The organism is Streptomyces sp. NBC_01485 (assembly GCF_036227125.1).
In the GTDB taxonomy this organism is placed as follows: Bacteria; Actinomycetota; Actinomycetes; order Streptomycetales; family Streptomycetaceae; genus Streptomyces.
In genome coordinates this window covers 8,486,623-8,510,608 of the sequence record NZ_CP109435.1, presented here as the reverse complement: position 1 = coordinate 8,510,608, position 23,986 = coordinate 8,486,623, and the positions used below count along the sequence as shown (strand labels likewise).

Genomic DNA, 23,986 nt, shown 5'->3' with positions numbered 1-23,986 from the left:
CTGCGGCTGATGCACCCGGAGATCACGATCGTCTGGGCGGACTCCGGCTATGCCGGACAGGAGTTCATCCGTCGACTGCCGAGCTAGGCAACGAACCCTGTGCCACGGTCAACCAACTCCTCCGACCGATGCTGACGGTCTGCTGACCGGCAGCCGTCCCGGAGGTCGCTGACCTGCGGAAACAATCACGAAGTTCACTATGTGGTGGAACTTCGTCGGCCGGTCCCAGGAGGAGATCACGCAGGCTCGTGAGGACTGGACGACGGGCCGCCGTTTCGGCGAGGTGAAGGGCTACGACGGGGATCCCCCTGCGCGCACCGGAACTGCCGTCCGTGCCGCTGAAGCCACGGGGAAGGGTGCGCTGACCCGGGCGGAGTCGAGTCCCCGCACTCGCTTGACCTGCGCTGAGGCCCGGCCGGTCAAGTAAAGGTTTAGGTGTGTTTTACCTGAAGAATGGTCAATGACGCTGCGCGCTCGACGCGAGTGCCGGTCCTGCGGGAATCGCGGAGCGCTTGATCAAACCGCAGGTCGAGGCCGGTGACGAGGTGACGAACACCTCCCGTCGCGGAGGACTGGCGGCGTACGTCGGCGAGATGAGGAGCGGGCGGACCGGGGCGATCTCGTTGACCCGGCGACTTAGGACTGCCTAACCTAACGCGCCGCATTCGTTCGCACGTCAAGGATGGTTTTACCATGCCCCTGCCCAGTCAATTGTCCGGCGCCTTCTCGCTTGCCGCGGCGCCGTCGACCCCGCTCGGCCCGTTCGAGGACAGCGCCGTGACCTGGTCGACCTGGGTGACGCTCATGGGGTTCCTCGGCCTGACCGCCCTGGCGCTGGTGTCCGCGGGTCCGGCCGCGCGTCGTATCGGATCGGACACGCTCACCGCGGTGACGGTGCGCCTGTCCCGTGCGGCGTTCGTGGCAGGGGTCCTGGCCGTGCCGGCGGTGCTCACCGATCTCGCTCACGGCGCGTCGGAGGAGGGCGGCTACGACTTCGGCGCGGCGTGGAACTCGCTGTACGACGGAAGCAACGCCGGCCGCCTGACGGGGCTGGAAGTGACCTTCGTACTGGTCGGCGTCGCGCTCATCGCTCCCCTCGCCACCCGAAGAGCGGCGGCCGGTCCGGCCCGAAGATGGCTGCTGGCGCTCGGAACGGCCGCGGGGGCGGTCGCGCTCGGCACCACCAAGTTCCCGGACGAGGCCCCCGAGGACTGGGGCCGCACCATCTTCGACACCCTCATGTGGATACTGCACCTGCTCGGCGGCGCGGTCTGGCTCGGCGGACTCGCGGGTCTGGCGCTGCTCACCCTGCCCGGCGCGGTCGCTCCGGCCGATCGAGGCGCGTTCTGGTCACCGGCGATACGCCGTTTCTCCGCCGCGGCGATGAGCTGCGTCGCGGCTGTCGCCCTGTCCGGCCTGTTCCTGTACTGGGAGCACGTCGACGGCCCCTCCCAACTGCTCACGACCATGTACGGGCGCGTGCTCGGCGTGAAGATCCTGATCTTCGGCGCGCTGCTCCTGCTCGGCGTCTTCAACCAGTTCTGGCTGCACCCGCGCGTCGACGCACTGCGTGCCGCCGGCGACGAGCGCCCCCTGCGCAGCATCCTCGTCCGCGAATTCCCGGTCGTGGTCACCGTCGAGACGCTGCTCGGGATGGCCCTCCTGTTCGTCGCCCCCTTCCTCCACGGCTCGGCCCGCAACCAGGCCTACCAGGCCGAAGTCGCCAAGCACTCCTCGATCGCGCTGGACGAACTGCCCAAGCTGCCCCCCAAGGAGGTCAGCACCTCCACCTGGCTGTGGGGCACCGGCGAGACCATCGCCGTCATCGCCGTGATGATCGTCGGCTACTGGCTCTCCGGAGTCATCGCCCGCCGCCGAACCACCGCCACCGCGGCCCCGGCGAGCAGCCCGGGGGACCTGATCCAGGCCTGAACCCACTCGGCGAAGTCCCGGACGGGTTCGGCGGTCTGGGGCGCTGCTCCCCAGGCCGCTACGGCCGTGTCGGCCAGAGCAGCGCCTGGGCGACGATGACGTTCTCACCGTTGAAGGTGATGGCGGGGCCTTCGTGCCGGAGTTCAGGCGGCCGTCCGCTGCTCCCGGCGGTGTGCGATCTCCCCGAGGACGACGTCCACGGCCAGGAAGCCGGCGAGCGGGATGCCGAGGAGCGGGACGAAGTAGCCGACCACGGCGACCGCCGCCAGCAGCGGGACGAGGACGTACGGCGGGACCTGCGCCCACGCGCCGCGCGGGATCGGCCGCCCGAAAGCGGAGCCCCGGCCGCGCTGCCACCACATGCGGTAACCCCACACGATGAGCAGGACCAGGGCGAGCGTGAGGAGCATCAGCGCGATCTGGTTGACCAGGCCGAACAGGACGCCGGTGTGCAGGTCGATGCCCCAGCGGGTCAGCTTGGCGAGCAGCGGGTGGTCGGCGAACCGCAGCACGTCGACGACCTCCCCGGTGGCCGGGTCGACCGCGACCGCGTCCTGCTTCTCGGGCCAGCTCCGCTGCACCTGCTTGACGACGTACGCGGAGGAGGCGTCGGCGGGCGGGACGATCTCGACCGGGTCGCCCAGCCCCTCGTCGCGCGCGGCGGCCAGGATCTTGTCGAGGCCGACGCCGTGTTCGGCGTCCCCGCCGCTGCCGGAGGCGGCGTCGTGACCGGCGTGCTCGCCGCCGCCGACGGCCGCCGAGACCGACGGCGTGGACTGGCCGAGCGAGGTGCGCAGCACGTCGATGTTGGCGCCCGCGTACGTCGACCAGGTCAGGCCGGTCGCGGACAGGAAGATGAAGCCGGCCGCGGCCCACACGCCGACGGTGCCGTGCAGCCCGAGCGTGCGGCGCCGCCCCTTCGTGCCGCGCACCTTGCGCAGCGCGCGGCGGCGGGAGAACCACAGCACGAGGCCGCCGCCCGCGATCACCCACAGCCAGCTCGCGGCGAGTTCGCTGTAGAGGCGGCCGTTCTCGCCGAGGTGCAGGTCGCGGTGGAACTCGTCGATCCAGGTGCGCAGCGGCAGCGAGCCGGTCGAGCCGTACTGCTCCAGCGCGCCGCGCACCTCGCCGGTGTACGGGTCGACGAACACGGCCAGGGTGTGGGGGGCGGCCACGCCCTTGACCCCGGACAGCATCACCCGGGTCGTGGCGTCGTCCTCCGGTGCGGGCCGCACGGCCGAGACCGTGCCTTCGGGGTGGGCCTTGCGGGCGGCGTCCACCTGCGCGGAGATCGGCAGCTCGGCGTCGCCGACCGGCACGGTCAGCTCGTGCGAGTACAGAAGCTTCTCGGCCTGGAAAGCGCCGGCGTACAGGAACCCGGTGGCGGCCGCGACCAGCAGGAACGGCGCCACGAACACACCGGCGTAGAAGTGCAGGCGCAGGACCAGCGGGCGCAGCGGGGCCCACGGACCGCGGGACTTCGGCGCGGGGCCTGCTGCTGCTTGCGGGGCCTCGTCCGATGGGGGTCCCCCCGCTCGAGCGGAGCCGAGAGTGGGGGAGGTGGAGGGAGCGGTGGACATCGGCGGGCTTCTCCGGGGTCGGCGGGCGGGAGGGGCTGGGGGGTTCCAGTCGGGACGCACCAGTAGTCGGATGGGGGCGTCACCGAGTTCCCGGCACTTCAAGTGACCTGCGTCACGCATGATCCGGTCATGGCATCCTGGCCCGATGGCATCTCCCAGTCCCCGCGCGCCCCTTGCCGACCGGATCGAGGAACTCCTCGCCCCCGGCGGCCCGTTGCCCATCGTCACGGCCGGCGACCCGGTCCTGCGCGCGGGCACCGTGCGCTACGACGGCCAGCTCGGCCCCGCGCTGCTGGCCCGGTTCGTCGAGGCGCTGCGCGTCACCATGCGCGCGGCGCCCGGCGTCGGCCTCGCCGCCCCGCAGGTCGGTGTGGAGCTGCGGATCGCCGTCATCGAGGATCCGGCGCCGGTGCCGGAGGAGGTGCGGGTGGCCCGCGGCCGGGTGCCCCAGCCGTTCCGGGTCCTGGTCAACCCGTCGTACGAGCCGGTCGGTTCGGCCCCCGCCGCCTTCTTCGAGGGCTGTCTGAGCGTGCCGGGCTACCAGGCTGTGGTGACCCGGCACGCCGAGGTCCGGCTCACCGGTGAGGACGAGCACGGGCGCGCGCTGGACGAGGTGTTCGCCGGGTGGCCCGCCCGTATCGTCCAGCACGAGACGGACCATCTCGACGGCGTGCTCTACCTCGACCGGGCCGAACTGCGGTCGCTCTCCGCCGGCCGGACGGCGCTGGAGCGGTGGGCGCAGCCGACGCCGGTGCTGGCGGCTGAGGCCCTCGACTTCGAGCTGCCGTAGGGCAGTTCGCTGTGGATCGGTTATCGGTTCGGTGTTCGGCGTGCGTGGGTCAGTTGTCCCGGAACGCCTCCAGCAGGCGCAGCCACACCTCGCTGATCGTCGGGTAGGACGGGACGGCGTGCCACAGGCGGGCGATCGGGACCTGGCCTACGACGGCGACGGTCGCGGAGTGGATCAGTTCGCCGACGCCCGGGCCGACGAAGGTGACGCCGCGCAGGATCTCCTGCTCCAGGTCGACGACCATCCGGGCGCGGCCCGTGTAGCCCTCGGCGTACAGGCCCGCGCCGGACACCGACGACATGTCGACGTCGACGGCCCGTACCCGGTACCCGGCCTGTTCGGCCTCCGCGAGCGAGAGACCGACCGCGGCCGCCTCCGGGTCGGTGAAGACGACCTGGGGGACGGACTGGTGGTCGGCCGTGGCGGCGTGGGCGCTCCACGGGTCGGTCCGGGTCAGGGGGGTGCCGGCGGCGCGGGCTGCGATGGCGGCGCCCGCGATCCGGGCCTGGTACTTGCCCTGGTGGGTGAGGAGGGCGCGGTGGTTGACGTCGCCGACCGCGTACAGCCAGTCGGTGCCGGTGACGCGCAGGCTGTCGTCGACGGTGAACCAGGAGCCGGGGGCCAGGTCGACCGTCTCGAGGCCGATGTCGTCGGTGCGCGGGGCGCGGCCGACGGCGAAGAGGATCTCGTCGGCCTCGATGCGCTCGCCGGTGTCGGTGACGACCACGACGGTGCCGTCGGAGCGGGTCACCGACGTCACCGACGTGCCCGTGCGGACGTCCGCGCCGGCCTCGGTGAGAGCCTCGGCGACCAGTTCGCCCGCGAACGGTTCCATCCGGTCGAGCAGGCCCTTGCCGCGGACGAGGACGGTGACCTGCGCGCCGAGGGCCTGGAAGGCGGTCGCCATCTCGGTGGCGACGACTCCGCCGCCGACCACGACGAGCCGGCCGGGCACGGACTGGGCGCTGGTGGCCTCCCTGCTGGTCCAGGGCTTCACCTCGGCGAGGCCCGGCAGGTCGGGGAGGACGGCGCGGGTGCCGGTGGCGACGACCACGGCGTGGCGGGCGGTGAGGACCCGGTCCCCCACGGTCACCGTGCGCGGGCCGGTCAGTCGTCCGTGGCCACGGTGGAAGTCGGCGCCGATGCTCTTGAGCCAGTCGACCTGGCCGTCGTCCGTCCAGTCGCCGGTGTACCAGTTGCGGCGGGCGAAGATCGCCGCCGCGTCCAGGGGGCCCTGCACCGCCTGGCGCAGGCCGGGCAGGCGGCGGGCGTCGGCGCGGGCGATGACCGGGCGCAGCAGGGCCTTGCTGGGCATGCAGGCCCAGTACGAGCACTCACCGCCGACGAGCTCGCTCTCGACGACCGCGGTGGTGAGACCGGCCGCGCGGGTGCGGTCGGCGACGTTCTCCCCTACGGGACCGGCCCCGAGCACCACGACGTCGTACGCGATGTTTTCCGTTTCCGTCATGGGGTCAGTCTGGTGGGTGGTGTGCGGGGTGGCCACACGGGTAGGGGCGCGGAATACGTGTCCGGGCCGCCGTGTTGTCCGGACGGTTCGCCCCCGCTCGGGGAACCCACCGGCAACCCACCGGGAACCCACAAGGGAAGAAGGATTCAGGTCATGAGCAGCACCGTGGAGCTCACCAAGGAGAACTTCGACCAGACGGTCACGGACAACGACTTCGTCCTGATCGACTTCTGGGCGTCGTGGTGCGGGCCGTGCCGTCAGTTCGCGCCGGTGTACGAGAAGGCGGCGCAGGACAACCCCGACCTGGTGTTCGGCAAGGTGGACACCGAGGCGCAGCCGGAGCTGGCCGCGGCCTTCGGTATCCAGTCGATCCCGACGCTGATGATCGTCCGGGACCGGGTCGCCGTGTTCGCCCAGCCGGGCGCGCTGCCCGAGGCCGCCCTGACGGACGTCATCGGACAGGCGCGCAAGCTGGACATGGACGAGGTCCGCAAGTCGGTCGAGGCGGAGCAGGCCAAGAGCGAGTAGCCCTGGAACGGGTCCTCCAGGTCCTCCAGGTCCTGTAGGTCCTAGAACGGGTACGGTGCGACGTCGCCCCGGACGGTCGTCCAGCGCACGTCGGTGAAGGCCTCCAGGTTGGCCTCGCCGCCGAAGCGGGCGCCGGTGCCGGAGGCGGCGAGTCCGCCGAAGGGGGCGACGGCCTCGTCGTTCACCGTCTGGTCGTTGATGTGGACGATGCCGGTCGGGATGCGTTCGGCGAGGTCGAGGCCGCGGGTGGTGTCCCGGGTGACGATGCCGAGCGAGAGGCCGTAGGAGCTGCGCGCGGCCAGGGCCGCCGCCTCGTCCTCCGTGCTGAAGGAGCGCACCGGGGCCACCGGGCCGAAGACCTCCTCCGCGTAGGCGGGGGTGGTGTCGTCGACGCCCGCGAGGACCGTCGGCCGGTAGAAGAGGTTCTCGTGCGTGCCGCCCGCGGCGAGCTTCGCGCCGGCCGCCGTGCTGGCCTCCACCAGGCCGTGCACCTTGGCGAGTTGGCCGTCGTCGATGAGCGGGCCGAGGTGGACCTGCGCGCGGTGCGGGTCGCCGACGGCGAGGGCGTCGGCCTTCGCCGCGAGCCGCTCGACGTACTCCTCGTAGAGGGAGGCGTGCACCAGGTGGCGGCCGGTGGTCATGCAGATCTGGCCCTGGTGGAAGAAGGAGCCCCAGGCGGCCGTGGAGATCACCGCGTCCAGGTCGGCGTCGGCCAGCACGATCAGGGCGGAGTTGCCGCCGAGTTCCAGGTGGGCGCGCTTGAGGTGGCGTCCGGCGGCCTCGCCGACGGCGCGGCCGGCCGTGGTGGAGCCGGTGAAGGAGATCACCGGCACGCGCGGGTCGGCGACCAGGGCCGCGCCGGTCTCGGCGCCGCCCGGCAGGACGTGCAGCAGGCCCTCGGGCAGGCCCGCCTCCGCGAAGACCGCGGCCAGCGCCAGGCCGCCGCACACCGCCGTGCGCGGGTCCGGCTTGAGGACGACCGCGTTGCCGAGCGCGAGGGCGGGGGCGACGGAGCGGATGGAGAGGATCAGCGGGGCGTTGAACGGCGAGATGACCCCCACGACGCCGACGGGGACGCGCCGGGTGTAGGAGAGCCGGGGTGCCTCACTGGGCAGGATCTGGCCGGCCGGGCGGGAGGCGAGGGCGGCGGCCTCGTAGCACTCCTGGGCGGCGACGTGCAGTTCGAAGTCGGCCTTGCCGGGGATGGAGCCGGACTCGCGGACGATCCAGTCGCGCAGTTCGTCGGCGTGCGCGGCGAACAGGTCACCGGCCTTGCGGAGCACTCCGGCGCGGACGAAGTGCGGCAGGCGCGCCCACTCGGCCTGCGCGGCGCGGGCGGCCTCGGCGGCCGGCGCGATGTCCGCACCGCTCGCGAGGACGACCGTGCCCAGCGCGTCGCCGGTGGCGGGCTCGGTGACGGTGTGTCGGGGGCCCGAGAGGGTGCGGGACTGCCAGGTCTGGGGGTCGAGCAAGGGCATGACGGCTCTCCGATCGGTGGACCCGCGGGACTGACGGCTCACACGGGCGGCGGAAGTCCGAAGTCCCGTGTTTTCGCCGCCGGTTCGGCTGCGGCGTGGCGGGATGCGGTGATCGGGCGCAGCCGGGCGACCTGGCTCCGATGGCCGAACACATCCCCATCTGGTTGAGCGTGCAACATCCTAGTCATGTGCCGCGTCCGAAACCCGTGTCCCGTCGGGTACTTGTCGCCGAAGTCCCGTGTCAGGCACGGGAGTTGGACATTCGGGGACTTGGTGTCGGGGACTTGGCGATACGGGGACGGACCTGGAGATCCGGGAAGTTGGACGTTCGGAGACCTGGAGATCCCGCCACCGGAAGAGCGCGGGTCAGCTGGAGTCGCGGTGCACCACCGTGGCTTCGAAGAGTTCGTGCGACTCGGGGGCCGCCGCGGGGTTGCGGACCGCGCGGTCGACCAGTGAGGCGAGGTCGCGGCCGGAGGGCAGCGCGATCCGGACGGTGCTGAGTCTGGGCCGCAGCAGGCGGCCGAGCATGAGGTCGTCGGCGCCGATGACGGCCACCTCCTCGGGCACGCGTAAGCCCTCGTCCTGCAGGGCGCGCATCAGCAGCATGGCGTACTCGTCGTTGTAGGCGAACACGGCGTCGAGGCCGAGGCCGCGCCAGCGGGCTGCGAGAGCCGCCGCTGCCTCCTCGGTGTAGGCGAGCGGCAGCTCGGTGACGGTCGCGTCGGTGCCGTGCACGGCCTCACGGGAGCCGGCGAGGCGGGGCGCTGCGAACATCTCCATGCCGCTCTCCTCGGGGACGACCGCACCGATCCGGCGCCGGCCGCGCTCGTACAGGTGCCCGGCGGCGCTGCGCCCGACGCCGGTCTGGTCCAGAAGCAGCGCGTGGGCGCCCTCGACCCGCTCGGAGCTGAGGGTGACCACGGCCCGCGCGCCGGAGCGCTTGAGGACCGCCACCCCCGCCGGGCCGAGGCCGGGACCGGGCATCAGCACGGCGACCGGCCGCAGCTCGGCCCACGCGCGGGCGGCGTCGTCGGCGGGCAGTCCGCTCGCGCCGTACTGGACGACGGTGTAGTCGAGGCGGCTGAGGGCGCCCTGGAAGTCGTGCACGAACTGGCTGTAGAGCGGCCCCGCCGGGACGGGCAGGGCGGGCATCAGGACCATGCGGCTGTGTCCGGCGCGCAGGGTGCGGGCGGCCGCGTGCGGCACGTACCCGAGTTCCTTGGCGGCCTCGTGGACGCGGCGGCGGGTGGGCTCGCTGATGCGTACGGCGTTGGTGTTGTTCAGGACGTAGGAGACGGTCGCGCGCGAGACGCCGGCCAGGCGGGCCACGTCGGCGCTCGTGGGCACGGGGCGCGGCGCCGGCGGCTTCGTCGGCGCGGGCGTGTTCGGTATCTGCACCATGACGTACGGCATCTTGGCAGAAGCTGTGCGCGGCGTGACAGGCGGGGGACGTTCAAATCCGATGAACCGTCAACGAACATGTTCGCGACATACTTGTTCGTGACGAACATGTTCGCTAGCTTGGGGACATGACAGCACGACCCGACACCCCGCGCAGCCGCCGTGAGCGCCCGGCCAAACCCGCCCTGACCAGGGAGGGCATCGTGGCCGCCGCCGTGGCGGTGCTGCGCACCGAAGGGCTGCGGAAGGTGACCATGCGTCGCCTGGCCCAGGAGCTCGACACCGGCCCCGCCTCCCTGTACGTGTACGTCCGCAACACGGCGGAGCTGCACGCGGCCGTCCTCGACGAGCTGCTGGGCACGATCGGACCGGCCCCGGCCGGGGGAAGCTGGCGCGAGCGGCTGGAGCGGGTGCTCACCGCGTACACCGCGATGCTGCTCGACCACCCGGACCTGGCCCGCTCGGCGCTCACCGCCTGGCCCAGCGGCCCGCACTACCTGAACCTGATCGAAACCCTGCTGGCGCTGCTCGACGAGGGCGGGGTGGCGCCCGCGCAGGCCGCGTGGGGCGTGGACCTGCTGCTCCAGCACGCCACCGCGACGGCCGCCGAGCACGCCGGCGAGGCCTCCCAGGAGGACTGGGACGCCCTCAGCGGCGCACTGCGCGCGGCCTCGGCACGGACCCACCCGCACATCGCCGGCCTCACCGGACCGCTGCTCTCGGGCCCGCCGGAGGCCCGCCTCGCCTGGGGGTTCCAGGCACTGATCAGCGGCATCGAGCGGACCCCCGTACCCGAGTGACGCAGGACGACACGAAGACACGCACGAAGACACGTAGGTACGAACACGAAGACACGTAGGAACGAAGGAGTCTCATGCATCACCGCATAGCCATCGTCGGCGCCGGACTCGGCGGCCTCAGCCTCGCCCGGGTGTTAGGCGTGCACGGCGTCGAGTCGGCCGTCTTCGACCTGGACGCCTCCCCCACCGCCCGCGCCCAGGGCGGCATGCTCGACCTGCACGAGGAGTCAGGCCAGGAGGCGTTGCGCGCCGCCGGACTGTACGAGGAGTTCAGGGCGCTGATCCTGCCCGGCGGTGAGGCCACGCGGGTCCTCGACAAGGACGCGGTGGTCCGTTTCGAGCGGGACGACGACGGGAACGGCGGGCGTCCCGAGGTCGACCGGGGCGCACTGCGCGCCCTGCTGCTGGGCTCGCTGCCCGACGGAACGGTCCGCTGGGGCGCCAAGGTCACCGGCGCGCGGGCGTTGGGCGACGGACGGCACGAGGTGACCCTCGAGGACGGCTCCGCCTTCACCACGGACCTGCTGGTCGGCGCCGACGGGGCCTGGTCGCGGATCCGCCCGCTGCTCTCCGCCACCCGGCCCGCCTACACGGGCGTGTCGTTCGTCGAGGCGGACCTGCGGGACGCGGACGTACGGCATCCGGCGAGCGCCGGGGTCGTGGGCGGCGGGTCCCTCTTCGCGCTCGGCGCCGGCCGGGGCGTCCTCGCCCACCGCGAGCCCGACGGCAGCCTGCACGTCTACGTCGCTCTCCGGGTTCCCGAGGACTGGGCGGACGGCGTCGACCCCGCCGGCACCGAGGCGGCCAAGAGTCACGTCCTGGGGCACTTCGCGGACTGGGACAAGAGCCTGCGGGCGCTGATCGCGGACGCCGACGGGCCGCTGGTGCCGCGTCCGGTCCACGCCCTGCCGGTCGGTCACCGCTGGGAGCGCGTCCCCGGCATCACGCTGCTGGGCGACGCCGCCCACCTGATGTCACCGTTCGCGGGCGAGGGCGCCAACCTCGCGATGCTGGACGGCGCCGAACTGGGCCTGGCCCTCGCCGCGCACCCGGGCGAGCCCGAAGCCGCGCTGGCCGCCTACGAGGAGAAGCTGTTCCCGCGCAGCGCGGCAGCCGCGGCGGAGTCCGCCCGCAACGGTGTGTCGCTGTTCGCCGAGGACGCGCCGCAGGCCGTGGTCGAGCTCTTCACGGCTCAGCCCTGAATTCAGGCTCAGCCCGTCGCCGCCCCAGCCGCCGCCTCGGTCGCGAGCCCAGCCGCCGCTTCGGTCGCCACCCCGCCGGTCACCCGGTCGACCAGTTCGCTCCAGCCGGTCTCCAGTCGCGCCCGCGGCATGCCGCACTGCCGGGTGAGGTGGTGGACGAGGACGGGACTGAGGTACCCCATCAGCGTGTGGGCGAGCAGTTCGGCGTCCGCGTCCGGCGCCGCCTGGCGCAGCAGCAGCACCAGGTGGCTGTGGTGGACCCGGCGCGGGGGCACGAAGTAGCGGCGCTCCGGTCCGGGCTCGGCCGCGAGCTGCAGGTCGAGCTCGTCGACGGCGCGCCGCAGCATGGCGATACCGAAGGCCCTCAGGCGCGCCACGGGCTCCGCGCCCGGCCCCAGCGGCGCGGGGCCGCTCAGGAACGCGGCCTGGAACAGCTTCTCGGAGTGGTCCAGGAGCGCGGTCAGCAGCCCGGTGCGGTCGCCGAAGCGGCGGAACACCGTGCCCTTGCCCACGTTCGCGGCACTCGCCACCGCCTCCATCGTGACCCCGGCCGCGCCGTGCTCGGCGATCAGCCGGGCGGCGGCGTCCAGCAGCCTGGCCCGGTTGCGGGCCGCGTCGGCACGCAGGCACGGCTCCTCGCCGACCGGACCGAGTTGCAGCAACTCGGGCCTGTCGGCGGTCTCCTCGGGCTCCGGACAGGGTGGCAGAACGGCGGACATGAACTCAGCGTAAAGCACTGGGAATGAAACTGGACCACGGTCCGGTTAGGGTGCTAGAACATTAAACGGACCTCGGTCCGGATCCGTTACGGCAATGTTTCAGCCTCTGGGAGTACCCATGTCTGTCCGCATCCTCGCGCTCGTCGGCAGCCTCCGCGCCGGTTCGACCAACCGCCAGCTCGCCGAGGCGGCCGTCAAGGTCGCTCCCGAGGGCGCCGAGGTCGACCTCTTCGAGGGCCTGGCCGAGATCCCCTTCTACAACGAGGACGTCGACGTCGAGGGCAGCGTCCCCGCAGCCGCCGCGAAGCTGCGTGCGGCCGCCCAGACCGCCGACGCCTTCCTGCTGTTCTCCCCCGAGTACAACGGCACCATCCCGGCCGTCCTGAAGAACGCCATCGACTGGCTGTCCCGCCCCTACGGCGCCGGCGCCTTCGGCGGCAAGCCCGTCGCCGTGGTCGGCACCGCGTTCGGCCAGTTCGGCGGCGTATGGGCGCAGGACGAGGCCCGCAAGGCCGTGGGCATCGCCGGCGGCAAGGTCATCGAGGACCTCAAGCTCTCCATCCCGGGCTCCCTGACCCGCTTCGCCGAGACCCACCCGGTCGACGACGCCGAGGTCGCCGCCCAGCTCACCGAGGTCGTGGCGCGCCTGCACGGCCACGCGGGCGAGGTCGCGGCCGCCTGAGGCCGCCCGAGTGCCGTAGTCCACGCGAGGGGGTCCGGAGCGGTTGCTCCCGGCCCCCTCGCGGTGCTCTCGAAGGTGAGAGGCCAGGTGGAGACCGGGGGCGAATGTCGTGCGACGTGCAGACCGTTTCGGGTCGCATCTGGTAGGGGTGGGGAGATGCGCACCCTTTATCGACGACTGCTCGACCTGATGCCCCGTATCGGCGTCCGGGTGACCGATCTCGGACCGGGGACGGCGGTGGTCTCCCGACGCGACGGGCCCTACCGGGCGACCCGCGCGGACAAGGACACCTGGGTGCTGAGGCGGACCAGGGACAGCGCGCGGGACGAGGTCGTCCAGGGGCGCGCCGTGCGGCTGGGCGACACCGGCTCCGTGCTCCTCATGGACTCCCCGGACCGGCAGGACGAGCGCAGACTGCAACTGGCGGCGGCCGAATACCTCTGCACCCAGCACGTGGCCGCGATGCTGGAGCTCTACGGCGTGAACTGCGTCTTCGACGTCGGCGCCAACACCGGCCAGTACGCCAAGCGGCTGCGCGGGCTCGGCTACAGCGGCCGGATCGTCTCCTTCGAGCCGACGTCCGAGACGTTCGCCCGGCTGGCGCGGGCCGCCGCGGACGATCCCGACTGGCACGTCGTGCAGTGCGGGCTGGGCCGCGAGGAGACGACCGCGGAGATCCACATCGGCTGGCAGACGATGAACTCCCTGCTCCCGGCGAGCGACTACGGCAAGGGCCGCTACAGCCGGTTCGCGAAGGCCGACACCGAGGAGATCCGGGTCCGCCGGCTGGCGGACGTCATGGACGAGGCGCTGGACGGCCTCACCGATCCGCGCCCCTACCTCAAGATGGACACCCAGGGCTATGACCTGGAGGTGTTCGCCGGGGCCGGGGAGCGGATCGCGGAGTTCACGGGCATGCAGTCCGAGGTCGCCGTGCTGCGGCTCTACGAGGGCAGCCCCGGCATGGGCGAGGCCGTCGCGACGTACGAGGCGGCCGGGTTCGGAATCACCGGCATGTACCCCGTGACGCGCGAGGCTGCCACGGGGCGGGTGATCGAGTTCGACTGCGTACTGATGCGCGCGGACGCGGCGCCCACACCGTAGAGCCCCGCAGCACTGCGGAGCCGTAGCACCGTCGAGCCGTCACACCGGGGAGCTGTCCCGCGCCGCGGTCTCCTCCTGCCGCTTGGAGGCCCGCAGGCTGGTGACGGTCGTGACGGCGAGGACGAGCACGATGAAGCCGAGCGAGAACGGGATGCTGATCTGCGGCACGTGCACCCCGGACTCGTGCAGCGCGTGCAGCAGCAGCTTGACGCCGATGAAGCCGAGGATGATCGACAGGCCGTAGCTGAGGTGGACCAGCTTCTTCAGCAGGCCGCCGATGAGGAAGTACAACTGCCGAAGGCCCATGAGGGCGAACGCGTTGGCCGTGAACACGATGTACGGGTCCTCGGTCAGGCCGTAGATGGCGGGGATCGAGTCGAGGGCGAACAGTACGTCGGTGGAGCCGATCGCGAGCATCACGACCAGCATCGGGGTCATGACCCGCTTGCCGTTCTGCTCGATCCACAGCTTCGTGCCGTGGTAGCGGTCGGCCACGCCGAACCGCTTCTCCACCGCCTTCAGCAGCTTGTTCTCCTCGAACTCCTCCTCGTGCGCGCCCTTCTTGGCGTCCTGGATCAGCTTCCACGCCGTCCAGATCAGGAAGGCGCCGAAGAGGTAGAACACCCAGGAGAACGTCGAGATGATCGCCGCGCCGGCGGCGATGAACACCGCGCGCAGTACGAGGGCCACCAGCACGCCCACCATCAGCACCCGCTGCTGGTACTGCGTGGGCACCGCGAACTTGCCCATGATCAGGACGAACACGAAGAGGTTGTCCACGCTGAGCGACTTCTCGGTGATGTACCCGGCGAAGAACTCGCCCGTCGGCTTTCCGCCACCGTAGAAGAACAGGCCGAGTCCGAACAGGCAGGCCAGCACGACCCAGACGATCGTCCAGGTGCCCGCCTCCTTGACCGAGACGTCGTGCGGTTTGCGTCCGATGAAGAAGTCGGCGGCGACGAGCGCGCACAAGGCCGCCACGGTCAGCAGCCAGACGGAGAGCGAGACGTTCACTGGTGGTACTCCTGATGCCTGTATGAGGGTGAAAATCATTGTCGCAGTGGCCGGATCTTTTCCACCCCTCAGAGGTGAACAAAAGGTCATGTATTGGCAAGATGCGAGCGCCGGGACGGGCGTCACCCGCCGAATGGCGGGCAGGTTCCGCCGTACGGCGGTGCTCCGGCGGGCCGTCGATGCGCCGATCATGGGCCGCCTGAGCCGCCGCGCAACCGCGTTTCGCGTCCCGCGTTCCGCATGAGGAGAAACCCATGACCCACGTGCCGCCGCCCTTCGACCCCGAACTCGACGCCGCCCTGGAACTGATCAGGGAGATGGTCAAGCCGGGGCTGAGCCTCGAGGACATCCCGGCCATCCGGCAGGGGCCGGGGATCGCGCTGCTCGCCCAACTGGACCTGACCGTGGGCGGCGCCTTCGAGGCCGAGGAGCGGACGGTGCCGGGGCCGGAGGGCGCCCCCGAGATCTCGCTGCTGATCTGCCGGCCCACCTCGCCGGCCCCCGACCGGCCGCGTCCCGTCGTCTACCACATGCACGGCGGCGGCATGGTCCTCGGCACCAACCGGGTCGGCGTGGACGCCGTCCTCGACTGGGCGCGGGAACTGGACATGATCGTGGTGTCCGTGGAGTACCGGCTGGCGCCCGAGCACCCGTATCCGGCGGCGATCGAGGACGTGTACGCCGGTCTGCTGTGGACGGTGGAGCACGCCGAGGAGCTCGGCGCGGACCCGGAGCGGGTCGTGCTCGCCGGTGCCAGCGCCGGCGGCGGCCTGAGCGCCGCCCTCGCCCTGCTGCTGCGCGACCGGCAGGGGCCGCGGCCGCTCGGCCAGATGCTGATGTGCCCGATGCTGGACGACCGCAACGACACGCCTTCCAGCCACCAGATGGCGGGCCTCGGCATATGGGACCGCACGGCCAACGAGACCGGGTGGACCGCGGTGCTCGGCGAGCGGCGCGGCGGCCCGGACGTCTCCCCCTACGCGGCGCCCGCCCGTGCCGAGGACCTGTCCGGGCTGCCCCCGGCCTTCCTCGACGTGGGCTCCGCCGAGACGTTCCGCGACGAGGTCGTCGCCTACGCCTCCCGGATCTGGCAGGCCGGCGGGGTGGCCGAGCTGCACGTCTGGCCGGGCGGCTTCCACGGCTTCGACGGCTTCGCACCGCAGACCGCGCTGTCCCGGTCGGCCCGCGCGGCCCACCTGGACTGGCTGCGCAGGCTGCTCGCCGAGTAACCCCCGCGGGCGGCGGCTCAGCAGCTCGCGGCCCCACGACTCAGCGGCGCTCGACATCGCACGATCACGTCAGCCCGGTCGGCCCAAGGCTCCGCCCTTGGGCCGACCGTCGTGGCCGCGGTCTCCTCGACGGTGGCCGCGTGGCGCAGAATGGTCGTATGAAAGAGCTGGCCGGGCGGATGACCGCGCTGGACCCCGACGCCGGGGCCGCGGTCCGGGTCATCGCCTATTTCGACCGGCTGGCCGAGTCGCGGGCCGGGGTCGAGGCGCTGGTGCGCGGTGCGGCGGTGCTGGCCGGGGTACCCGCGCGGCTCGTCGACGCCGACCGGCGGGTGCGGATCCGGGTGGAGGCCGACGGCATGCGCCGGGACACGGACCTGCCGCCGGACCCGGCCTGGCCGTCCACGGCTCTGACGCCCGACGGCGCCGCCGCGCTGTGGCTGGAACGCACCGGTGCGGCGCCCAGCGTCGTGGACGCCGTGATCCTGGAACGGGCGGCCGGCGCGGCCCGCCTCGTCCTCGACCGTACGCACGGCCGGGCCCCGCTCGACGATCCCGCCCTGATCGAGACCCTCCTCGACGCCACGGCCGCCGAACCGGCCCGGCTCCACGCGGCCCGCCGTCTCGGCCTCGCCCCCGCCGCCCCGGCCCGTGCCCTGGCCACGCCCGGCGGCCGGCCCCGGGTGCTGCCCGCGGACGCCCGGGAGGCGGTGCCCGCCGGCCGGGCCGGTGTCGGGCCCGCCGTGCCGGTGCCGGACCTGCACCACTCCTGGGCCGCGGCCCGCACCGCGCTGCGCTTCACCGCGGACGGCACCGCGCAGGACCCCGGACCGCGGGTCGTGTACGCCGAAGAGCTCGGCGGCATCGCGCTGCTGGCCGACCTCGTCGTGCCGGGCGCCGAACCCCCGCCGGACGTCCAGGCGGTCGAGTCGGCCGCCGCGGACGCCCCCTGGCTGCTCGCCACCCTGTACGCCGTCACCGCCACGCCGAGTCTGCGGGCGGCGGCGGCCGAGGCGAACGTCCACCACTCCACGCTCCAGGACCGGCTGGCCCACGCCGAGCATCTGCTGGGGTGGCCGGTGCGCACGCCTCAGGGCCGGCTGCGGCTGCACCTCGCGCTGACGATGCGCCGGCTGGCCCGGCCGTAGCGGCGTTGCGGCCGTAACGGCGGTGCGCGCAGGGGGCGTTCAACCGATCGGTTGAACGGGGATTCCACCGTACGTCCGTCATCCGCTCCGTCCGGAGGACACCGGCCGGCCGCCGGGACCGGCAGACTCGGCCCCGACCGTGGCGCCCGGTCGCCCCCCACTCCCCCCTGAGAGTCCAGAGAGGTCTCCCCAGCATGCCCAGCTTCCCCAGCAGAAGGCGTCTCCTCGCGACCGGGGCGGGTGCCGCCCTCGGCCTCGGCGCCCTCGGCACGTCCCCGGCGTCCGCCTCCCCCGCCTCCGCGTCCGGCGCGTCCGCCTCCGCCGGCCGGACCGGTTCCGGCGCCGAGGAGACCAGGTCGCTCGACGAGCTGTACCGGGCCGCGGTCGCGGAAGGGGGCAAGCTCGTCGTCTACGCCGGCGGGGACACCCCGACCCAGCAGGACGGCGTCAGGGCCGCCTGGCGCGAGCGTTTCCCGGACGTCGACCTGACGCTGATCGTCGACTACAGCAAGTACCACGACGTCCGTGTCGACAACCAGCTCGCCACCGGCACCCTCGTCCCCGACGTCGTCCAGTTGCAGACCGTGCAGGACTTCACCCGCTGGAAGGCGCAGGGCCGGCTGCTGTCGTACAAGCCCGCCGGGTTCTCGAAGGTCTACGACGCGTTCAAGGACCCGCAGGGCGCGTGGGTCGCGGTCGCGGCGATCGGGTTCAGCTTCATGTACGGGCCGGACGCGGTGGGTTCGGACGCGCCGCGCACCCCGCTGGACCTGCTCGACGCGAAGTGGAAGGGGCGGATCGCGTCGTCGTACCCGAACGACGACGACGCCGTCCTGTTCCTGTACTCGCTGTACGTCAAGCACTACGGCTGGGACTGGGTGGCCGGGCTGGCCGCGCAGGACGTCCGGTTCGCGCGCGGCAGCAACTCGCCCGGCGACGCCGTGCAGTCCGGGCAGTACGCGATCGGCGTCGCCGGCGCCGGGGCGCCGCTCGCCACGGGACCGGTGAAGTGGGTCGTCCCGGACAGCGCCCCGTTCATGGGATGGGGGCAGCGGGCGGCGATCCTGAAGCAGGCCGCGAACACCACGGCCGCCAAGCTCTACCTCAACTGGCAGTTGTCGAAGGACAGTCAGCAGAACTCCTTCAACGGCTGGTCGGTCCGTACCGACGTCACGCCCGCGTCCGGCCTGAAGCCGATCTGGGAGTACCCGAACGCGAACCTCGACGGCTTCCCCCGCTTCATGGCCGACCGGGCCGAGGTGGAGCGTCTGAAGCAGACGTTCGCCCTGTACTTCGGCGAGGCGAAGGGCGACCCGACGCCGGGTGTGCTCGGGCTGCACCCGGGGGCGTGACGGACGGCGCCGGCCGTCCTGAACAGTCCTCACACATCTCCTACAGCTGACGGATAGACTCGGCCGCCCTGTTCGAACGGATCATCGTCCAAGGGGATTTGCCGTGTCCGACCGCGCTCCCGTCCGTACCTCTGGTGCCTCCGGCACCTCTGCGAGGGCCGCCCGCGGGAGCCGGTCGGCGTTGGCCCATGTCTCGCATCTGACGTTCCTCCTCGTCGTCGGCGCCGGTCTCGTGCGGCTCGTGCAGGTGAGGATCGAGCTGTGCTGGGACATCGTGGCCGTCAGCGGACTGCTGGCGCTCGTGTACGCGGGCGGGCTCGCGGCCGGGGACCGGCTGGGGCGGCTGGCGCGGCCGGTGTGGGTGGCGGCGCTGCTGGCGCTGTGGACCGTTCTCGTCCTCCTCGCTCCCGCGTCGCTCACCGCCGCCTACGTGTGGTGCGCGGTGCCGCTGGCCTGTGCGGCGCTGCGGGCGCTGGACCGGCGGGCGGCCGGGGTGGCGGTGGCCGCGCTCACCGTCGTGCTGGCGGGTCAACTCACCCGCAGTGCCGGGGAGTTCGACCCGGAGATCGTGCTGATCCCGGTGGCGGCGGTGTGGGGCACGGTGGCCCTCTACCGCGCCCAGCAACGTGACGCGGCCGAACGGCTGCGGCTCGTCGAGGAGTTGCGGGGCACCCGGGACGTGCTCGCCCGGCAGCAGCGTGAGGCCGGAATGCTGGCGGAACGGGCCCGGATCGCCCGGGACCTGCACGACACGCTGGCCCAGGAACTCGCGGGCGGCGTCATGCTGTTGCAGGCGGCGGACCGCGACTGGGACGCCCGTCCGGGCGTGGCGCGGACCCGGGTCCGGGCGGTCGCCGACGGGCTGCACGCCAACCTCGCGGAGACCCGCAGGATCATCCGGGACCTGACGCCGTCCGCCGTGGACGAGGCCGGTCTGGAAGGCGCGTTGCGGCTGCTGTGCGCCCGGGCGGAGGCGGAGGGGGCGGCGGCCCGGGTACGGTTCCGCGCGCTGGGCGCGCCCCGGCCCGCCCTGGACGGCCGGACGGCCGCGACCCTGTTCCGGGTCGCCCAGAGCACCCTGGCCAATGTGCGCGAACACGCCCGCGCGGTGAACGTCCTGGTCACCCTGCACGGGCACGCCGACCGGGTGGAGCTCGAAGTGCGGGACGACGGCGCGGGGTTCGACGCGGGCCGGGGCGGCGCCGCTTCGGGTCCGGGCCGCGGGCTCGGCATTCCGGCGGCCCGGGCACGGCTGCGCGAGTGCGGCGGTGAGCTGGAGGTCGGCGGCGCGCCGGGGCGGGGGACGTGCGTGCGGGCCACGGTGCCCGCGTCGACGTCGTCGGCTCCGGTAGCGGCTCCGGCTTCGGTGGCGGCTTCGGTGGCGGCCCGGCCGGCCGGAGCGCCGAGTGCGGTGGCCGCCGGGTGAGCGGTGCCCCGTTGCGTCTGCTGCTCGCGGACGACCACGCCGTCGTACGGGCCGGGCTGCGCGCGCTGTTGGAGGGTGAGCCGGACCTGGAGGTGGTCGCCGAGGCGGGCACCGCGGAGGAGGCCGTGCGGCTCGGGGCCGCGCTGGTCCCGGACGTGGTGCTGATGGACCTGCGGTTCGCGGGCGGCGGCGGGGCCGGGGTCGACGGGATCGAGGCGGTGCGCAGACTGGGCGTCGCGGCGCCGGGGATTCCCGTGGTGATGCTGACGAGTTACTCGGGGCGGGTCGATGTCGTGCGGGCGCTGGAGGCGGGGGCGCGAGGCTATGTCCTGAAGGCGGGTCCGCCGCAGGAGCTGTTCCGGGCCGTGCGCGGCGTGGCCGCCGGGGCGCTCGGGCTCGGCGCGGACGTGGTGGGCGAACTGGTCGCCCAAGCACCCGCTGCCGAGCGGGAGTTGAGCGGGCGGGAGGTGGAGGTGGTGCGGCTGCTGGCCGACGGGCTGAGCAACCGGTCCATCGCCGAGGCCCTGTTCCTGAGCGAGGCCACCATCAAGACCCACCTCGTCCGCGTCTACCGCAAACTGGGCGCGGACAACCGCGCGGCGGCGGTGTCGGAGGCGGTACGCCGGGGGCTGCTGGACCTGACGTGAGCGCGGCGAAGTGCTTCTGTGGACCGGGCGGCGGTGACGGTCGGGGCCGGGCCCGGGTTCGCCGGTGGGACGGTGTCGGCGCATCCACGGGCAGCCGGGTACCAGTTCCACGAATGTGGCACTCCCGGGGGGATGTGTCACAGTTCGCGGCCGACGGTACCCCGCTCCCCCTCCCTCGCCCGCGGTGCGGCGGGTCAGACCTTGGCCTGCTCCGGGGCGACTGCCGGGTCGGCCGGGTCGTTCGCGCCCTCGCCGGGCGGCGCGGTGCGGGTGGCGGGGATGACGGCGGCGATGGCCGCGGAGACCAGGGCCAGTACGCCGCCGACGAGGAGTGCGGTGCGGAAGCCGTCCTCGGAGGCGAAGGCGTGGCCGCCCATGGTGGTGGTCATCTGGGCGAGGATCACGCCGATGACGGCGGCGCCGATCGAGGTGCCGAGCGAGCGCATGAGGGTGTTGAAGGCGTTGGCGGCGGCGGTCTCCGTCAGCGGCACCGAGCTCATGATCAGGGCGGGCATGGCGCCGTAGGCGAGGCCGACGCCGCTGCTGGTGATGATCGTGACCAGCATGACGCCCCAGGCGGAGCCGATCAGGGCGAGGGAGGCGAAGTAGCCGGCGGCCAGCACCAGGGCGCCACTGGCCAGCGTGAACTTCGGACCGCGGGCGTTGGTGAGCTTTCCGCCGAGCGGGGAGACGATCATCATCGTCAGGCCACCGGGCGCCATCCACAGTCCGGCGGCGAGCATCGACTGGCCGAGGCCGTAGCCGGTGGCCTCCGGGAACTGCAGCAGTTGCGGCATCACCAGCATGCTCGCGTACATGCCGAAGCCGATGAAGACCGAGGCGAGGTTGGTGAGGAGCACCCGGGGGCGGGCCGTGGTGCGCAGGTCGATCAGCGGGTCGGTGGTGCGGGTCTCCCACACGCCCCAGCCGATCAGCGCCACGGCGGCGACGGCGGCCAGGCCGAGCGTGGTGGCCGAACCCCAGCCCCAGTCGGCGCCCTTGGAGACCGCGAGGAGCAGCGCGACCAGACCGACGCCGAGGCCGATCGCACCGGGCAGGTCGAAGCGCTGGCCCTTCGCGGGGGCGGGCGCGTCCGGGACGAGCTTGAAGATCAGGACGGCGACGACGACGGCCAGGGCGGCGGAGCCCCAGAACAGCACACGCCAGTTCGCGTACTGGGCGACGGCGGCGGCCAGCGGCAGGCCGATGGCGCCGCCGATCCCCATGGAGGCGCTGACCAGCGCGATGGAGCCGCTGAGCTTCTCGGCCGGTACGACGTCGCGCAGCAGCGCGATGCCGAGGGGCACCATGCCCATCCCCATGCCCTGCAGTCCGCGCCCCACGATCATCGTCACGACGTCGGAGGCGAACGCGCACACCAGCGAGCCGGCGATCAGCGGCACGGAGCAGGCGAGCAGCATCCGGCGCTTGCCCAGCAGGTCGCCGAGACGGCCGACGACCGGCACGCACACGGCCGCCACCAGCAGGGTGACCGTGATCACCCAGGCCGCGTTCGAGGACGAGGTGTCCAGGATCCGCGGCAGCTCGGCGATGAGGGGCGTGACCAGGGTCTGCATGATCGCCGCGGTGGTGCCGGCGAAGGCCAGCGTGGCGATCACGGCGCCTGGGCGTGCCGTGGGCTGGGGGGCGTCCATGGGTGGACTCCTCGGTTGTCTCTGGGGATCAGCACTGAAGGATATGCATCATACATGTCGTATGTATCAAGCATATGATGTGGGACGCGCACAGGGCTGTGCCACGATGGCCCCATGGAGACGCCGACGCATGAGGTCGAGTACGAGCAGATGCTGCTCAGCCGCCACACGTTCATGAACCAGCGGGGCGGGCGCCGCAAGAACAGCCTCATGGAGCGCAGCTCCTACATCCTGCTGAGCCGGATCCGGGTCCAGGGGCCCATGTCGATCGGGGAACTCAGCGACGCCTTCGGTCTGGACGCCTCCACCCTCAACCGGCAGACCGCGGCGGCGATGCGCGCGGGCCTCGTCGAGCGCATCCCGGACCCGGAGGGCGGGATGGCCCGCAAGTTCCGGATCACCGACGAGGGCGCCCGGCTGCTGGACGCCGAACGCGAGGGCATCGTCGACGTCCTGGACCAGGTGATGCGGGACTGGTCGGACGACGACAGAACGGCCTTCGCCACTTATCTGCGGCGCTTCAACAACGGCATCGAGGCCATCGGCGGCAGCCCCTGGCCGCGCCCCTGACGGTCTGCGGGGTCAGTCCGCGGTGCGCGCGAGGCGGAAGCCGACGTCGTCCACCCGGAACGTCGGATGGCTGCGGCGCCGTACGGAGGCCCGGCAGCTCCAGTGCTCGTCGAACCAGCCGCCGCCGCGCAGGACCCGGTAGGTGCCGTAGACCTCGGGGTCGTAGAGGTCCCAGCACCACTCCCACACGTTGCCGAGCATGTCGTGCAGACCCCACGCGTTGGGGAGCCGGCCGCCCACCTCGTGGATGCGGTCCCCGGAGTTCTCCCGGTACCAGGCGATGTCGTCGAGCGGCCCGTAGCGCGGTCCGTCGGTGCCGGCCCGGCAGGCCTGCTCCCACTCGGCCTCGGTCGGCAGCCGGTATCCGTCCGCCGCGGCGTCCCAGGTGACGGCCTCGCCGGTGTCCTCGCCGTCGGCCCGGACGTCGTACACGGGGGTCAACCCCTCGCGCAGGGACAGGGCGTTGCAGAAGTGCACCGCGTCCCACCAGGACACGCCCTCGGCGGGCAGCCGGTCTCTCCCGGCGTCGGCGGGCCGGCCGGTGACCCGTGTGTACAGGTCCCGGGTGACCGGGTGGGCCGCGAGCCGGTAGGCCGTCAGCTCGACCGTCCAACTGCGGTGCGTGCGCCGGTCCGAGAGGGCGACCCGGCCCGGTGGTACGACGATCATCCGGTCCTGCTGCTGCGTCCCCGTGTCCATGAGCGGATGATCTCAGCCGAGTTGCTGAATGGTGCCGCCCAGTGTGGGGCGGAACCGCTCCAGCAGCTTCGGCTGTGCGCTGACGACCCAGCGGGAGCCGACGAGGTACTTGCCGCCGTAGATGCCGGCGGACTCGAGCCACGTCTCCTTGTACCGCTCCTCGGGGAAGGTGGTGATGAGGTAGTCGGCCGCCTCCGTGTGGCAGACGCCCTGGCGCAACTCGTCCGCGTCGATGCGGATCTTGGCCGTGCAGCCCGTCAGGCCGGCGATCACCTCGACCTTCGCCGGCGCCACCACCCCGGCCGCGGGAGCGGCGGTCACCGCGGTGGGCGCCGGCGTGCTCTTCCTGGCCCGGTCGTCCTCGCCGCCGCCGCTGCACGCGGTGGCGAAGGGAAGCAGGGCCAGACTGCCGGCCAGTGCGGCACCGCGCACGAGGCGGGCCGTGGACTGCTGAAGCACGTACAACTCCGTTTCCGGCGCTCTCCCCGACCACGCCTGTGGACGGGCGTTCGGCAAGGGGTACGAGTGAACGGCGGTGGCCGTTCAGTCAGTTGGGGGT

General features: G+C 72.7%; 22 protein-coding genes and 1 pseudogene. 14 read left to right on the top strand and 9 right to left on the bottom strand.

Annotated features, from left to right (window positions below):
• Positions 1–190: 190 nt before the first annotated feature.
• A pseudogene (locus OG352_RS37240) lies at positions 191–365 on the top strand (pirin-like C-terminal cupin domain-containing protein); the annotation flags it as partial.
• A 328-nt stretch (positions 366–693) separates the two neighbouring features.
• The gene (locus tag OG352_RS37235) at positions 694–1,932 is read left to right on the top strand and encodes a copper resistance D family protein (protein WP_329223001.1); all 1,239 of its coding nucleotides are present in this window, start codon (positions 694–696) and stop codon (positions 1,930–1,932) included.
• Positions 1,933–2,075: 143 nt separating this feature from the next.
• Here OG352_RS37235 and OG352_RS37230 read toward each other — a convergent pair whose 3' ends face one another.
• Entirely contained in the window at positions 2,076–3,512 is a 1,437-nt protein-coding gene (locus OG352_RS37230; RefSeq protein WP_329222999.1) for a PepSY-associated TM helix domain-containing protein, read from the bottom strand.
• Between the two features lie 145 nt (positions 3,513–3,657).
• On the opposite strand from OG352_RS37230, the gene OG352_RS37225 reads away from it, so the two are divergent.
• Complete coding sequence (locus OG352_RS37225; RefSeq protein WP_329222997.1) at positions 3,658–4,302, top strand: peptide deformylase; 645 nt, start codon at positions 3,658–3,660, stop codon at positions 4,300–4,302.
• Positions 4,303–4,351: 49 nt separating this feature from the next.
• Here OG352_RS37225 and OG352_RS37220 read toward each other — a convergent pair whose 3' ends face one another.
• A complete protein-coding gene (locus OG352_RS37220; RefSeq protein WP_329222995.1) occupies positions 4,352–5,770 on the bottom strand; it encodes a dihydrolipoyl dehydrogenase family protein in 1,419 nt (472 codons plus the stop codon).
• Between the two features lie 153 nt (positions 5,771–5,923).
• Between OG352_RS37220 and trxA the strand changes: the two genes are divergently transcribed.
• Positions 5,924–6,298: a thioredoxin gene (gene trxA / locus OG352_RS37215; protein WP_329222994.1), complete on the top strand. Its 375-nt coding sequence runs from the start codon at positions 5,924–5,926 to the stop codon at positions 6,296–6,298.
• 41 nt (positions 6,299–6,339) lie between these two features.
• On the opposite strand, the gene OG352_RS37210 is transcribed toward trxA, so the two are convergent.
• The gene (locus OG352_RS37210; RefSeq protein WP_329222993.1) at positions 6,340–7,776 is read right to left on the bottom strand and encodes an aldehyde dehydrogenase family protein; all 1,437 of its coding nucleotides are present in this window, start codon (positions 7,774–7,776) and stop codon (positions 6,340–6,342) included.
• A gap of 366 nt (positions 7,777–8,142) precedes the next feature.
• Positions 8,143–9,192 carry a LacI family DNA-binding transcriptional regulator gene (locus OG352_RS37200; protein WP_329222992.1) on the bottom strand — a complete coding sequence of 350 codons (1,050 nt, stop codon included), beginning with the start codon at positions 9,190–9,192 and terminating at the stop codon, positions 8,143–8,145.
• Between the two features lie 116 nt (positions 9,193–9,308).
• On the opposite strand from OG352_RS37200, the gene OG352_RS37195 reads away from it, so the two are divergent.
• A complete protein-coding gene (locus tag OG352_RS37195; protein ID WP_329222991.1) occupies positions 9,309–9,980 on the top strand; it encodes a TetR/AcrR family transcriptional regulator in 672 nt (223 codons plus the stop codon).
• 74 nt (positions 9,981–10,054) lie between these two features.
• Positions 10,055–11,182 carry an FAD-dependent oxidoreductase gene (locus tag OG352_RS37190; protein ID WP_329222990.1) on the top strand — a complete coding sequence of 376 codons (1,128 nt, stop codon included), beginning with the start codon at positions 10,055–10,057 and terminating at the stop codon, positions 11,180–11,182.
• A gap of 8 nt (positions 11,183–11,190) precedes the next feature.
• On the opposite strand, the gene OG352_RS37185 is transcribed toward OG352_RS37190, so the two are convergent.
• Positions 11,191–11,901, bottom strand: coding sequence for a TetR/AcrR family transcriptional regulator (locus OG352_RS37185; protein ID WP_329222988.1), 711 nt, complete (start codon positions 11,899–11,901; stop codon positions 11,191–11,193).
• A 118-nt stretch (positions 11,902–12,019) separates the two neighbouring features.
• On the opposite strand from OG352_RS37185, the gene OG352_RS37180 reads away from it, so the two are divergent.
• Together OG352_RS37180 and OG352_RS37175 are read left to right on the top strand one after the other, a co-directional pair.
• The gene (locus tag OG352_RS37180; protein ID WP_329222986.1) at positions 12,020–12,583 is read left to right on the top strand and encodes an NAD(P)H-dependent oxidoreductase; all 564 of its coding nucleotides are present in this window, start codon (positions 12,020–12,022) and stop codon (positions 12,581–12,583) included.
• A 156-nt stretch (positions 12,584–12,739) separates the two neighbouring features.
• Positions 12,740–13,687: an FkbM family methyltransferase gene (locus OG352_RS37175; RefSeq protein WP_329222985.1), complete on the top strand. Its 948-nt coding sequence runs from the start codon at positions 12,740–12,742 to the stop codon at positions 13,685–13,687.
• 39 nt (positions 13,688–13,726) lie between these two features.
• Here the strand turns inward: OG352_RS37175 and OG352_RS37170 are convergent, their stop codons facing one another.
• A complete protein-coding gene (locus tag OG352_RS37170) occupies positions 13,727–14,701 on the bottom strand; it encodes a TerC family protein (RefSeq protein WP_329222983.1) in 975 nt (324 codons plus the stop codon).
• Between the two features lie 254 nt (positions 14,702–14,955).
• Here OG352_RS37170 and OG352_RS37165 point away from each other — a divergent pair, with 254 nt between their 5' ends.
• The 5 genes from OG352_RS37165 to OG352_RS37145 all read left to right on the top strand — a co-directional run bounded on the left by OG352_RS37165 (position 14,956) and on the right by OG352_RS37145 (position 20,503).
• Positions 14,956–15,930: an alpha/beta hydrolase gene (locus OG352_RS37165; RefSeq protein ID WP_329222982.1), complete on the top strand. Its 975-nt coding sequence runs from the start codon at positions 14,956–14,958 to the stop codon at positions 15,928–15,930.
• Between the two features lie 158 nt (positions 15,931–16,088).
• Positions 16,089–17,078 (top strand): helix-turn-helix domain-containing protein, encoded by a 990-nt coding sequence (locus tag OG352_RS37160; RefSeq protein WP_329222980.1) that lies wholly within the window; start codon positions 16,089–16,091, stop codon positions 17,076–17,078.
• Between the two features lie 194 nt (positions 17,079–17,272).
• Complete coding sequence (locus OG352_RS37155; protein WP_329222979.1) at positions 17,273–18,430, top strand: ABC transporter substrate-binding protein; 1,158 nt, start codon at positions 17,273–17,275, stop codon at positions 18,428–18,430.
• A gap of 103 nt (positions 18,431–18,533) precedes the next feature.
• Positions 18,534–19,856: a sensor histidine kinase gene (locus OG352_RS37150; protein ID WP_329222977.1), complete on the top strand. Its 1,323-nt coding sequence runs from the start codon at positions 18,534–18,536 to the stop codon at positions 19,854–19,856.
• Positions 19,853–20,503 carry a response regulator transcription factor gene (locus OG352_RS37145; RefSeq protein ID WP_329222975.1) on the top strand — a complete coding sequence of 217 codons (651 nt, stop codon included), beginning with the start codon at positions 19,853–19,855 and terminating at the stop codon, positions 20,501–20,503. The genes OG352_RS37150 and OG352_RS37145 overlap by 4 nt, the downstream gene beginning before the upstream one ends.
• A 194-nt stretch (positions 20,504–20,697) precedes the next feature.
• Here the strand turns inward: OG352_RS37145 and OG352_RS37140 are convergent, their stop codons facing one another.
• Positions 20,698–22,158 carry an MFS transporter gene (locus OG352_RS37140; protein ID WP_329222973.1) on the bottom strand — a complete coding sequence of 487 codons (1,461 nt, stop codon included), beginning with the start codon at positions 22,156–22,158 and terminating at the stop codon, positions 20,698–20,700.
• A gap of 114 nt (positions 22,159–22,272) precedes the next feature.
• Here OG352_RS37140 and OG352_RS37135 point away from each other — a divergent pair, with 114 nt between their 5' ends.
• Entirely contained in the window at positions 22,273–22,728 is a 456-nt protein-coding gene (locus OG352_RS37135) for a MarR family winged helix-turn-helix transcriptional regulator (RefSeq protein ID WP_329222971.1), read from the top strand.
• 12 nt (positions 22,729–22,740) lie between these two features.
• Here OG352_RS37135 and OG352_RS37130 read toward each other — a convergent pair whose 3' ends face one another.
• Positions 22,741–23,427 carry a formylglycine-generating enzyme family protein gene (locus tag OG352_RS37130; RefSeq protein ID WP_329222969.1) on the bottom strand — a complete coding sequence of 229 codons (687 nt, stop codon included), beginning with the start codon at positions 23,425–23,427 and terminating at the stop codon, positions 22,741–22,743.
• 12 nt (positions 23,428–23,439) lie between these two features.
• Positions 23,440–23,886 (bottom strand): hypothetical protein, encoded by a 447-nt coding sequence (locus tag OG352_RS37125; RefSeq protein ID WP_329222967.1) that lies wholly within the window; start codon positions 23,884–23,886, stop codon positions 23,440–23,442.
• Positions 23,887–23,986: the final 100 nt, after the last annotated feature.